Genomic DNA, 12951 nt, shown 5'->3' with positions numbered 1-12951 from the left:
TGGCACCTGCAAAAACAGTTATGGTAGCTAAACTTACTAAAGGATTTTGGCCAAAAACGGCAAACATTATTCTTCGTAATAGGATATTAATCCTATTGCTCATTACCGGATTCACCATTTTCATGGCCATGCAATGGCAGTATATGCGATTTTCAAGCTCGCAGACCAACCTATTGCCAGATGACCATCCCGTAAACCAACAATACCAAGAATTTCTCAAAAAATTTGGGGAAGAGGGCAACGCAGTGGTATTTGCCATACGTGATACCGCACTGTTCACACCAGACAATTTTAATAGATGGAACAAGCTTAGCAAACAACTGGGGGCATTCCCAGAAGTTGAATTTGTTGTATCTACAGATAATCTACAGGAACTCGTTAAAGATAATGAGAAGCAAGAGTTCAAAATGCAACCATTAATTTCTGGCGAGCTCACCTCACAGAAACAAATAGACAGTATTACAGGTCACCTTTTTAAAAACTTGCCCTTTTATGAAAATTTAATCTTCAATAAGGAAAGTCGCACATTGCGCACCATAGTATATTTAGATAAGGATATTGTCAACACGACCGTACGAAAGGATTTTATTCTTCAAGACTTGAATACGGTAGTCAAAAATTTTGAAAAAGAAACCAATTTAGATGTTCATATATCGGGTATGCCTTATGTACGAACAATGAATTCCCAAAATATTATTGACGAGATAGGTAAATTTATTCTTGCAGCCCTAGGGGTAACATCACTAATCTTTTTCTTCTTTTTTAGAAGTGTCAGGGCCACGTTCATATCTATGTGCGTCGTTATCATTGGTGTTATGTGGGCGTTTGGTTTATTAGGTCTGTTACAATATGAAATTACTGTTTTAACGGCATTAATACCACCGTTAATCATTGTTATTGGTATACCCAACTGTATTTTTCTTATCAACAAATACCAACAAGAGGTCAAGAAACATGGAAACCAAGCGCTTTCATTACAAAGAGTAATTTCTAAAATAGGTAATGCTACCTTAATGACCAACATTACTACTGCATCTGGGTTTGCAACATTCATCATTACGGACAGTAAGTTGTTAAAAGAATTCGGTATTGTGGCTTCAATCAATATCGTAGGTATTTTTATACTATCGCTATTGATAATTCCAATAGTGTACAGTTTTATGTCCCTACCTAAAACAAAACACCTCAAACATTTAAACAAAAAATGGATAGATGCTTTTGTAAGTTGGATGGAACGCATAGTAAGACATAGAAGAATAACCGTTTATATCGTTTCCATAGCCTTATTGGTTCTTAGTATTATTGGTATATATCAAATAAAAATTTCTGGAAGCCCAATTGAAGACATGCCAAAAAATGCCGAGTTCTTTCATGATATCCGCTTTTTTGAAAAGGAGTTCAAAGGTATCATGCCTGTTGAGATTGTGGTAGACACAAAAACTCCAAAAGGTGTTCTAAAACCGGTAACGCTTAAACGTATGAATCAATTAAGCCAGGTTATTGATGAAATTCCAGAGCTATCATCCCCGGTTTCCGTTGTTAATCTGGTAAAATATTCCAAGCAGGCATTTTACAATGGCATACCTAAATACTATCAGCTTCCTACTAGTCAGGAAAATACGTTTATAATGGATGTAGCCCGAAAGTCTAACGACAATAGCGACTTATTGGAAACCTTTGTTGATAGCACAGGGCAAACTGCGCGTATTACCACGTTCATGCGCGATGTCACCACCAGTAGAATGGAGCAAATAGAAGAACGGTTATTGGAGAATATCGCTAAAATATTTCCGTCGGAAAGATACAATGTCTACATGACCGGTAGCGCTCTATTATTCTTAAAGGGCACCAAATATTTGGTAAAGAACTTAATTATGTCCCTAGCCCTTGCTATTGGTTTAATTGCACTTTTTATGGCCTATTTATTCAGGTCCTTTAGAATGATCATTATTTCATTGATACCAAACTTACTGCCCTTGGTCATCACAGCCGGAATTATGGGTTTTGTAGGTGTTCCCATAAAACCCTCCACTATATTGGTCTTCAGTATAGCTTTTGGTATTTCCGTGGATGACACCATTCATTTTTTGGCCAAGTATAGACAAGAACTGACCGCGAACAAGTGGCGGATTGAAAAATCTGTGTATAATGCCTTACGGGAAACCGGAGTAAGTATGTTTTACACGTCTATAGTATTGTTCTTTGGTTTTTCTGTTTTTGTGATTTCTAATTTTGGTGGTACTGTAGCTCTTGGTTCTTTAGTATCCGCAACATTATTATTGGCTATGTTGGCCAATTTAATATTACTACCATCTTTATTATTGTCCCTTGAAAAAAGTATTGCCAACAAGCAAACCCTTAAAAAACCACAAATAGATATTTTACCCAAAGAGGAAAAATAATGTGTAGAAAGATTCATTATTGTTCACCTTTTAAAATGGTTTCAAGACAATAATTTTTTTACAAAATCATATCTTTGACGTTTTAATAACCAATTCATTCAGCATGCGTGCAGCAACTATAAAAGAACTTTTGTCCGGTAAGGATTTATTACAGGAAATCACCGTAAAAGGATGGGTAAGAACCTTTAGAAGCAATAGGTTCATTGCCTTGAACGATGGTACCACCCTTAATACGATACAATGTGTTGTAGATTTTGAAAAGTTCGATGAAGACTTATTGAAACAAGTAAACACCGGAGCAGCTTTAAAAATTTCCGGTACCTTGGTTGAAAGTCAAGGAAGGGGCCAAAGTGTTGAAGTACAAGTTTCTAATTTAGAGGTTTTAGGAATAGCTGATCCAGAGGAATATCCCATTCAACCAAAAAAGCATTCCTTGGAATTTTTAAGGGAAAAGGCACACCTAAGGATTAGGACAAATACCTTTTCGGCCATAATGCGTGTAAGGTCAACCTTATCCTTTGCCATACACAAGTATTTTAGGGAAAACGGATTCAACTATTTTCACGCCCCAATAATTACAGGGTCTGATGCTGAAGGTGCCGGTGAAATGTTCAGGGTAACCACCTTGGACGAAAAAAACCCGCCGTTGAATGAGGATGGATCCGTAAATTATAAAGAAGATTTTTTTGGAAAGGAGACCAACTTAACGGTTTCTGGTCAACTGGAAGCTGAAGCATATGCCATGGCCTTAGGCAAAGTATATACTTTTGGCCCAACCTTTAGAGCGGAAAATTCCAATACCTCCAGGCATTTGGCAGAATTCTGGATGATAGAGCCAGAAATGGCTTTCTTTGATTTGGATGCCAATATGGACCTAGCTGAAGATTTCATAAAAAATGTAATCCAATATACCCTAACCCATTGTCAAGAAGATTTGGCTTTCCTTGAAAAACGATTATTGGATGAGGAAAAGACCAAACCAAAGGCGCAGCGTAGTGAAATGCCCCTTATTGAGAAACTAAAATTTGTTGTTGACAATAATTTTAAACGGGTAAGCTATACGGAAGCCATAGAAATTCTAAAAAATTGTAAGCCCAACAAAAAGAAACAGTTTAAATACCCTATTGAAGAATGGGGTACCGATCTACAAAGTGAACATGAAAGATACCTGGTAGAGAAACATTTTAATTGTCCGGTAATCCTATTTGACTACCCTGCCAAGATCAAGGCCTTTTATATGCGTTTAAACGAAGATGGTAACACCGTTAGGGCAATGGATATTCTATTCCCAGGAATTGGTGAAATTGTAGGAGGATCTCAAAGAGAAGAGCGTTTAGATGTCCTTAAAGAAAAAATTAAAGACCTGGGTATAGACGAAAAGGAACTTTGGTGGTATCTGGACTTAAGAAAATTTGGAACTGCAGAGCATAGTGGTTTTGGCCTTGGTTTTGAACGCTTGGTTCTTTTTGCAACAGGAATGGGAAATATTAGGGATGTAATTCCGTTCCCAAGAACACCCCAGAATGCAGAATTCTAAGTGGATTTCGTTACTTTTACATGGATAGAAAAAAGTAATGCTAAAACAACACCTACAATTTAAATTATCACAAAAGCTATCGCCTCAACAAATACAGTTGATGAAGCTTATTCAATTACCTACACAGGCATTTGAACAACGCTTGATGCAAGAAATTGAGGAAAATCCGGCATTAGAAACCGGCAAGGAGGAGTCAGATGTGCTGGGCGATGAATTTGATGATAATTATGACCAGGATACAGATAACGAGACCATCAACACAGAAGATATCAATATAGATGATTATCTAAGTGATGATGAAATACCAGATTACCGTACCAAGGCGAACAATTATAGCTCAGATGACGAAGAGAAAAGTGTACCATATGCAGCTGGCACATCATTCAATCAGCATCTATTAAATCAGCTTAACACCGTTTACCTTAACGATGAGGAATGGACCATTGCAGAATTTCTTATTGGAAGTGTTGATGAAAGTGGATACATAAGAAGACCTATTGCCGATATAATGGACGATCTGGCTTTTACACAAAATGTATATACGGACGAAGAGACTATTACCAGAATTTTAGGTATTGTCCAAGAATTAGATCCACCCGGTGTAGGAGCGCGCTCATTAGAAGAGTGCCTGGTCATTCAATTAGAACGTAAAGATATCACCCCCAGCATTGAACTTGCCACGGCTATTTTAAAAAAATCCTTTGAGCATTTTACAAAAAAACATTATCAGAAATTAATACAGAAACATAATATAAGCGAAGATGAGCTCAAGGAAGCCATTAGTGAAATTGAACGGTTAAACCCAAAACCAGGTGGTTCCTACTCAGGTAACAATAGAATAATTGAGCATGTAGTTCCTGACTTTGCCATAAGAATAGTAGACGGCGAACTTGAACTGACCTTAAATGGCCGTAATGCCCCAGAATTGCACGTATCCAAAGAATACAGCAATATGTTGAAAGGGTATAAAGAGTCCAAGGACAAATCCAAATCGCAAAAAGATACGGTAATGTTCATCAAGCAAAAACTAGATGCTGCAAAGTGGTTTATTGATGCAATAAGACAACGTCAACAAACTTTGTTCATTACTATGAACGCTATAATGCATTACCAGAGCGAGTATTTTTTAACTGGGGACGAACGTAATCTACGCCCCATGATTTTAAAAGATATTGCAGATGAAATTGGTATGGACGTCTCTACGGTCTCTAGAGTTGCCAATAGCAAATATGTAGACACACCCTATGGCACCAAATTGATTAAGGAATATTTTTCAGAATCCATGAAAAATGAGCAAGGGGAAGATGTATCTACAAAGGAAATAAAGAAAATTCTTGAAACGGTTATCCAGAATGAAACCAAGAAAAAACCGTTAACAGATGATAAATTGGCGGCTATTTTAAAAGAAAAGGGTTACCCTATAGCCAGAAGAACGGTAGCCAAATATAGAGAACAGCTCAACATACCTGTAGCACGCATGAGAAAGGAAATTTAATGAAAGTTTTTTCCAACCTTATATCCTATATTGTACATCCATTATTCATACCCATAGGTGGCACAATAGCCTATTTTCTAATTACTCCAAAATTCACCCCCATAGAGGTACAAAGCGCCAGCATTTTACCTATTTTCATTTTAACGGTCATTATCCCTATTGTCACTTTTTTAATATTAAAAAACCTTGGCGTGGTAAGTACGGTTTTTTTAGAAAATATAGCTGAACGCAAATACCCACTTTACATTCATATTTCTATATTACTGCTTATTCTTTATAAAGTAATACCCAGTAATTATATTATGGAACTTTATTTTTATTTTACAGGTTTGCTAGGTGCGGCTATGGCCAGCCTTATAATGTTGTTCTTTAAAATAAAAACGAGTCTTCATGTTATAGGCGTAAGCGGTTTACTTATGTACTTAGTTAATTTAAGTATTCATTTTGAAATTAATCTAATTATAGCAATAAGTATTTTTATTCTCCTTACGGGAAGTGTAATCACCGCACGCTTGTTTTTAAAAGCTCATTCAAAAATAGAAGTCATTACAGGACTGTTCATAGGTATATTGTCCCAACTGCTAACCGTTCGTTTTTGGCTATAGAATATAAAAAATTAGCCCCACTCTCAAGGGAGTGTATCTAAGCACCTCTCCACTTACCGTTGCTTGTCCGTTAAATAAATCAGATAGCGCATAATATGCATGAAAATTGAAGGTGTTATAACCAAAACTTAAGGTTAGACCATATTGAAATCTTTCTAGATCGGTATTATAAAAACCTTCTTTAATATCTCCGTCTACAAATTTGGAACGGGCCCCGATAATATATGCCGCCTTGACACCTGTATATATTCTCCAAAATTTATAATCATGCTCCGTTGAATTTCTCCATCTAAACTCCAAAGGAAATTCTACTAAGTGAGTTTCAAGCTTACTACGGTCTATATCATCATCCAATGTATACACGATTGTATTAGGTGCCTCCTCTGCCACCAAATTGGAATAATAACTGTTTAGTGCTAGTCCAACACCCACCCCAATAGCATTCCTTCCTGAGCTGTTTAAAGGTATATCTTTAATAACACCTCCTTGTAGACCATAGGACAGATTCCGTTGATTAGAACCGTCTGGAACGTTTAGCAGAAAGTTATATGAAAGTCCTAAATAAAATTGATCCTCAAAATAGCGTTGTTTGCCATAATTGTCCTCAACAATTTGTGCGTTTGTTTTAGTAAGGGATAGTAATATGGCAAATAGTAATATATAACGCATATGTAAAGTTAATTAAATAAAAAACGCTTCAAATAAATTTGAAGCGTTTTGACAATTTGTATATTACTAACTAACTATTGTAGATTATTAAAAGCATCGCCTTCGTAAGTAGTATAATTTACCTTTAAAGCATTTACTTTTCTTAATTCCTGCTTAATATCGGAAATGATTCCCATATTGGCATTCTTATCGACCTTTAAAGCTGTTGTCAATACATTTTGAAGTTCTTGAGGCTTTTTGGCTCTCTCCATCAAAATATAATCCCCTACTTCAGAAGGACTTGAAAACTTATCGTTTAATTGAATCTTTGGTTCCGTACCAAAGGTTTTTTCGTATTCTTTAGTTGGTTTTCCAACATAAATATAGATAACACGATCTTTTTTCTCCAATTTCTTTACTTCACTTGCATTAGGAAGTACGTTTTCAACTTTCAAAGAACTGTCCTTCATAACGGTTACCGTCATAAAGAAGAATAAAAGCATAAATACAATGTCAGGTAAGGAAGCTGTTGATACCGCAGGTACCTCTCCATCTTTTTTCTTTGCAAATTTTGACATAGTGTTACTTTTAAATATTAATTATTCTGTTGAAGTTTCGGCTTCGGACAATTTTTGAGGGAACAACCCTTGAATACGGGTTACTTTTTCCTTCAACTCCTCTTTTTTCTCATCAGTAGTTTCAGGATTAAGATATTCCGCTTCCATATCTACATAATTTGTACCGTATAAACGTTTGGCCTCCCTATTTCTAAGGTCGTTATATGCACCAACCAATTCATTCTGAACCGTTATATAGGTACTATACTTTGTTTCACGATCATTCTTCAACGAAATGATGGCCTTAGTTGGATTATCCGAAGATTCAGGATTACGTTTACCCTTGCAATAGCTACAATAATCTGGGCTTCCCGAAGGCGCGCCACCATTATCTAAAAATTCTATTGCCTTCTCTCGCAAATTGTTTATGGAAAGAATTTCATCCTCAACCAACAACTGTCCGTTACGGTTAATATTAACCGTAAAGATATTTTTTTGCTTAATAATTGGTGGTTCTTCTGTTGGCGGCTCCATTGGTGGAAGCATACGATCCAATCCTGCATCTGTTTCTATAGTTGTTGTAACCAAGAAAAAGATTAATAAAAGGAACGCTATATCCGCCATTGAACCTGCACTAACCTCTGGTGCTCCTGCTCTTCTAGCCATAGTTTTATTTTTATTTACTAAACATATTTTTTACTGCCGGTATAATCAAAGAAAGAACAGCGATTATAGTCAAGATAAAAAACACGTTTAGACCCATTCCTATATACTTAACCGTACCTTCATCCGACATGTCCAAATACTCTTGGTCCACATCGGTACCGCTTGCCAATACGTAAGATGCGCCAACTACCAATAGAAAGCCACCCACTACAAACAAAGTCTTTTTAAGACCTTGAGGATTGGAAAATAAATTTTTCAATGTAAATACCAAACTCACTACAACGGCAATACCAAGAAGTAAATAAGTTATGATAAACATTGTGTTCATTGCACCGCTCTGAGCAGCTTCCGCTGCCGGCATATCCGAACTTGGTAGTAAATACCACAGCACAGCACTTAATACACCTATAGCAATTAATGCTATTTTAATAATTTTTTGCATAATTTTTAGGTATTAAAGTGATACTTATTTTTTGTGATCCACCAACATATCGATCAATGTAATCGATGAGTCTTCCATATCATTAACGATGCTATCAATTTTAGCGATGATGTAGTTATAGAAAATTTGAAGGATAATAGCCGTAATAAGACCAAATACCGTTGTTAATAATGCTACCTGAATATCACCTGCAATTAGGGATGCACTTAAGTTACCAACAGCTGCAATCTTTTGGAAGGCCTGGATCATACCAATTACCGTACCCATGAAACCAAGCATTGGTGCAATAGCGATAAATAAAGACAACCAAGAAACATTTTTCTCTAATTGACCCATTTGTACACCACCGTAAGCAACAACAGCTTTCTCTGCTGATTCTACACTTTCGCCAGCTCTGTCCAATCCTTGATAGTAGATAGAAGCAACAGGTCCTTTTGTATTTCTACAAACCTCTTTAGCAGCCTCTACACCACCGGATGCCAAAGCATCTTCAACTTGTTGTTTTAGTTTTGAAGAATTGGTACTTGCCATATTCAAATAAATGATTCTCTCAATCGCAACAGCCAAGCCAAGGATCAAACACAAAAGAACGATACCCATAAATCCGGCACCACCTGTTATGAACATTTCTTTCAAAACCTGAGTAAATCCTTTTTCAGCCTCTGCTCCTTCTTGAACTAGCAACGCTACCGCCGCTACTTTTGCACTTACAATATTTGTACCTGATACAAATGCCCCAGCAACTGCCAGGCTTGGAAATAATTTTTTCATTTTTTCAAACTTAAATTAGTTAGTTAATAGGGTTAAAGATAAAAAAAAAACAATATAAAAAAAGTAAAACTTACTAGCAGAGAGGAAGGGATTCGAACCCTCGATACCCTTTTGGGGTATACACACTTTCCAGGCGTGCGCCTTCGACCACTCGGCCACCTCTCTAAGATACCTTTTTTAAGGGTGGGCAAATAACAAAAAAATTATTAGTTAAAGAAATTATAGGCATGTTAATTTTATAGCATTTCTCCCCGCAACGAAGTTTCAAAAACGGTTTTGAACAATTCATTGGACACGCCTATACCTAATAGATACATTGCTTTGGCTATGGCCGCTTCTGTTGTAATATCCTTACCATTAATTACTTGCATTTCCTTTAACTTTGAACTAGTCTCATAATGACCCATTAATACCGCACCCCCAGAACACTGGGTTACATTTATAATATGAACTCCATTTTTTATTGCAAATTTTAACTTTTCAAGAAACCATTTTTCCATAGGCGCGTTACCGGAACCATAGGTTTCCAATATTAGTGCCTTTAAGTTCTTAGTACCCAAAACGGCTTCTACGATATTTTCATTAATACCCGGGAAAAGTTTCAAGATGGCAACATTGTCATCCATAGTATTATGTACCTTTAAATTGCCTTTTTTTTTCTTTGGCAATAAATATTCATGAAAAACGGATAAATGAACACCGGACTCTATTAAATGGGGATAATTTAACGAGGCAAATGCCTGAAAATGTTCAGCATTAATTTTTGTTGTTCTGTTGCCCCTATATAATTTGTATTCAAAATACAGCCCCACTTCCTGAACAACGGGCTTTCCTTTTTCCTGTAATGCCGCTATCTGAATTGCGGTTATTAAATTCTCTTTGGCATCTGTACGCAAATCCCCAATTGGAAGTTGAGACCCAGTCAAAATAACCGGTTTGGACAGATTCTCCAATAAAAAACTAAGCGCTGATGCTGTATAGCTCATGGTATCACTTCCATGCAGAACAACAAAACCATCATAATCCTTATAATTTGACCCAATAATTTCAGAAATGGCCACCCAATGGCCCGGGTTCATATTAGATGAATCTATAGGATAATCAAAAGAAAGACTGGCTATAGTACAATCTAATTGTTTTAGCTCCGGTATACTCTTCAATAACTGGGAAAAATCAAATGCTTTTAGCGCACCAGAAGTATAATCTTTGACCATACCTATAGTTCCCCCGGTATAGACTAGCAAAATATTACTTTTCTTCTTACTCAAATCAATTTGTATTATGCATTAAACTCCAAAAACCTCTTTGGAATTAGCGGTTGTCACCATTGCCAATTCTTCTTGAGGTTTATTATAAATGTCTGCCAATTTATCCAAAACCTGCACGATGTAGGCACTTTCATTGCGTTTACCGCGATATGGAACAGGAGCTAAATAAGGTGCATCAGTCTCCAGAACTATATGTTTTAAATCAATTTTATTTAAAAATTGGTCTATTTTACCATTCTTAAACGTTGCTACTCCACCTATACCCAATTTCATATTATAGGATATGGCCTTTTTAGCTTGATCAAAGGTACCCGTAAAACAATGAAATATACCCCTTAGATCATTTCCTTTTTCTTCTTCCAGAAGTTCAAACACTTCATCAAAAGCATCACGACAATGAATTACAATAGGAAGTTGGTGTTCTTTTGCCAATTGAATTTGATATTTAAAAGCCATTTGTTGTTCTTTTAAATACTTTTTCTCCCAATATAAATCAATCCCAATTTCACCAATGGCATAATACTGATTTTTTGACAAAACCTCTTTCACATGCAAGAGTTCATCCATATAATTTTCCTTGACATGGGTAGGATGCAATCCAGTCATAAGAAACACATGATCCGGATAGGATTTTTGTAAGGCTAACATACGCTCCGTATACGTTGAGTCAATGGCCGGCAGAAAAAACCTTTCCACTCCCTTATCAATTGCACGCTTTATAATTTCATCCCTATCATCATCAAAAGCCTCACTATATAAATGTGTATGTGTGTCTGTTATTATCATAGCGCAAAAATAGAATTATCTTTGACAAAAAATTAAATATGAGCGGTCTCAAAGGCTTTCTTAAGAAAAAAAATTACGTTTGCATACCCCTAACCTTAACAGCAACCAATCATTTTGAACTACAAGCGGACATTAATTCTATTACTGGCAGGTTTATTTTAGATACCGGCGCATCGAACACATGCATAGGTATTGATCAAATAGAAGATTTTGAATTAGTCTCAAAGGAATCTAAGATTAAAGCGGCCGGCGCTGGGGCCACAAATATGGACACTTTAGTATCTAAAAAGAATACGGTGCAAATAGGGTCGTGGAAATACAAGAAACTTAAAATTGTACTGTTTGACCTTAAACATGTAAATGAAGCATTGACCGCACATAATGCACAACCAGTTCATGGTATTATAGGTGCAGATATCCTAAAGAAATCCAACGCCATTATTGACTATGGCAAAAAACGAATGTATTTAAAAATAAAAAAGCGCTGAGGTAACCTCAACGCTTTTTAATAAATTCTCTATTCTTTGAGATTTACATTTCCAATGCTTTTTTAACATTGTTATCCATAAGCAATTCTGTTGGATTCTCTAAAGCCTCTTTTACTGCCACTAAGAAACCTACAGATTCTTTACCATCTATTATTCTATGATCATAGGATAAAGCCACATACATAATTGGCGCTATGGCAATAGCCCCATTCTTAGCTATTGGTCTCTCTACGATATTGTGCATACCCAAAATAGCACTTTGGGGCGGGTTGATAATTGGCGTTGACAACATAGAACCAAAAACCCCACCATTGGTAATGGTAAAAGTACCGCCGGTCATTTCATCTACGGTAATTTCTCCTTCTCGAGCTCGTATTGCTAAACGTTTTACTTCAGACTCAACACCCCTGAATGTTAAGTTTTCAGCATTTCTTATTACCGGAACCATTAGTCCTTTAGGTCCAGATACCGCAATACTGATATCACAGAAATCATAAGAAATCATTTCCTTGCCATCTATCATTGAATTTACCGCAGGGTACATTTCCAATGCCCTTACTACTGCTTTTGTAAAGAATGACATAAAACCTAAACCAACGCCGTGCTTATTCTTGAAATCAACCTTAAACTCGTTGCGGAGTTCAAAGATAGCACTCATATCCACTTCATTGAACGTCGTCAACATAGCCGTCTCGTTCTTAGCGGACACCAATCTTTCTGCCACCTTTCTTCGCAGCATTGATAATTTAGATCGGGTCTCCCCTCTATTTCCTCCAGTAGGCGATCCCATAGAAGGAACGGCATTTACCGCATCTTCCTTTGTTATTCTACCATCACGGCCAGAACCGGTTACCGTAGAGCTATCTACCCCTTTTTCTTCCAATATTTTTTTTGCCGCTGGAGATGCCACCCCAGATGCATAGGTTTCTTTAGCCTGTGCGGGTTGCGGAGCTTTATCAGATTTCTTTTCGGCCGGAGCCTCTTCCTTTTTGGATGTAGCACTAGATGGTTCCTCTGTACTTTCAGGTTTTTGGGCACCGGTATCAATTAAACATACGATAGCACCTACCTCTACAGCATCGCCAACTTCTGCTTTTAAAGTGATTACCCCACTGGCTTCCGCTGGTAATTCCAAAGTAGCTTTATCAGAATCTACCTCAGCGATCGCCTGATCTTTTTCTACGTAATCCCCATCTTCAACTAACCATTCCGCAATTTCTACCTCTGTGATAGATTCACCCGGGGAAGGTACCTTCATTTCTAGAATCATTCTTTCTATAATTTGA

At 36.7% G+C, this 12951-nt stretch carries 13 protein-coding genes and 1 tRNA gene; 5 read left to right on the top strand and 9 right to left on the bottom strand.

All coding sequences use genetic code 11. The features are described 5' to 3' along the window. The first annotated feature begins 20 nt into the window (after positions 1-20). The 4 genes from ABVM52_RS10610 to ABVM52_RS10595 all read left to right on the top strand — a co-directional run bounded on the left by ABVM52_RS10610 (position 21) and on the right by ABVM52_RS10595 (position 6039). Positions 21-2402, top strand: coding sequence for an RND family transporter (locus tag ABVM52_RS10610; RefSeq protein ID WP_405380294.1), 2382 nt, complete (start codon positions 21-23; stop codon positions 2400-2402). Positions 2403-2505: 103 nt separating this feature from the next. Beyond that, a complete protein-coding gene (gene asnS / locus ABVM52_RS10605) occupies positions 2506-3939 on the top strand; it encodes an asparagine--tRNA ligase (RefSeq protein WP_405380292.1) in 1434 nt (477 codons plus the stop codon). A gap of 37 nt (positions 3940-3976) precedes the next feature. Next, the gene (gene rpoN, locus ABVM52_RS10600; protein ID WP_405380290.1) at positions 3977-5434 is read left to right on the top strand and encodes an RNA polymerase factor sigma-54; all 1458 of its coding nucleotides are present in this window, start codon (positions 3977-3979) and stop codon (positions 5432-5434) included. Continuing rightward, positions 5434-6039 carry a hypothetical protein gene (locus tag ABVM52_RS10595; RefSeq protein ID WP_405380288.1) on the top strand — a complete coding sequence of 202 codons (606 nt, stop codon included), beginning with the start codon at positions 5434-5436 and terminating at the stop codon, positions 6037-6039. The genes rpoN and ABVM52_RS10595 overlap by 1 nt, the downstream gene beginning before the upstream one ends. Here the strand turns inward: ABVM52_RS10595 and ABVM52_RS10590 are convergent. From ABVM52_RS10590 to ABVM52_RS10555, 8 genes are all read right to left on the bottom strand, one after another. Then, positions 6034-6708 carry a porin family protein gene (locus ABVM52_RS10590; protein ID WP_405380286.1) on the bottom strand — a complete coding sequence of 225 codons (675 nt, stop codon included), beginning with the start codon at positions 6706-6708 and terminating at the stop codon, positions 6034-6036. The genes ABVM52_RS10595 and ABVM52_RS10590 overlap by 6 nt on opposite strands. Before the next feature lie 74 nt (positions 6709-6782). Further along, positions 6783-7265: a biopolymer transporter ExbD gene (locus ABVM52_RS10585; protein ID WP_089259270.1), complete on the bottom strand. Its 483-nt coding sequence runs from the start codon at positions 7263-7265 to the stop codon at positions 6783-6785. 21 nt (positions 7266-7286) lie between these two features. Next, positions 7287-7910 (bottom strand): ExbD/TolR family protein, encoded by a 624-nt coding sequence (locus tag ABVM52_RS10580; RefSeq protein ID WP_405380284.1) that lies wholly within the window; start codon positions 7908-7910, stop codon positions 7287-7289. A 10-nt stretch (positions 7911-7920) separates the two neighbouring features. Then, positions 7921-8352, bottom strand: a complete 432-nt coding sequence (locus ABVM52_RS10575; RefSeq protein ID WP_405380282.1) for a hypothetical protein — start codon at positions 8350-8352, stop codon at positions 7921-7923. Positions 8353-8376: 24 nt separating this feature from the next. Further along, on the bottom strand, positions 8377-9123 hold the full coding sequence (locus tag ABVM52_RS10570; protein WP_405380280.1) for a MotA/TolQ/ExbB proton channel family protein: 747 nt from the start codon (positions 9121-9123) through the stop codon (positions 8377-8379). A 77-nt stretch (positions 9124-9200) separates the two neighbouring features. Next, positions 9201-9288 (bottom strand) — tRNA-Ser (locus tag ABVM52_RS10565). 71 nt (positions 9289-9359) lie between these two features. Further along, positions 9360-10391 carry an asparaginase gene (locus ABVM52_RS10560; protein WP_405380278.1) on the bottom strand — a complete coding sequence of 344 codons (1032 nt, stop codon included), beginning with the start codon at positions 10389-10391 and terminating at the stop codon, positions 9360-9362. A gap of 18 nt (positions 10392-10409) precedes the next feature. Further along, positions 10410-11177, bottom strand: a complete 768-nt coding sequence (locus ABVM52_RS10555) for a TatD family hydrolase (protein WP_405380276.1) — start codon at positions 11175-11177, stop codon at positions 10410-10412. Between the two features lie 38 nt (positions 11178-11215). Here ABVM52_RS10555 and ABVM52_RS10550 point away from each other — a divergent pair, with 38 nt between their 5' ends. Then, entirely contained in the window at positions 11216-11665 is a 450-nt protein-coding gene (locus ABVM52_RS10550; protein WP_405380274.1) for a TIGR02281 family clan AA aspartic protease, read from the top strand. Between the two features lie 43 nt (positions 11666-11708). Here ABVM52_RS10550 and odhB read toward each other — a convergent pair whose 3' ends face one another. Then, positions 11709-12935 (bottom strand): 2-oxoglutarate dehydrogenase complex dihydrolipoyllysine-residue succinyltransferase, encoded by a 1227-nt coding sequence (gene odhB, locus ABVM52_RS10545; protein ID WP_405380272.1) that lies wholly within the window; start codon positions 12933-12935, stop codon positions 11709-11711. Between the last annotated feature and the right edge of the window lie 16 nt (positions 12936-12951).

This window comes from Maribacter sp. LLG6340-A2 (genome assembly GCF_045057105.1).
Taxonomy (GTDB): Bacteria; Bacteroidota; Bacteroidia; order Flavobacteriales; family Flavobacteriaceae; genus Maribacter.
Note: the sequence above shows the minus strand (reverse complement) of the source record. Positions and strands in the feature narration are given on the sequence as shown.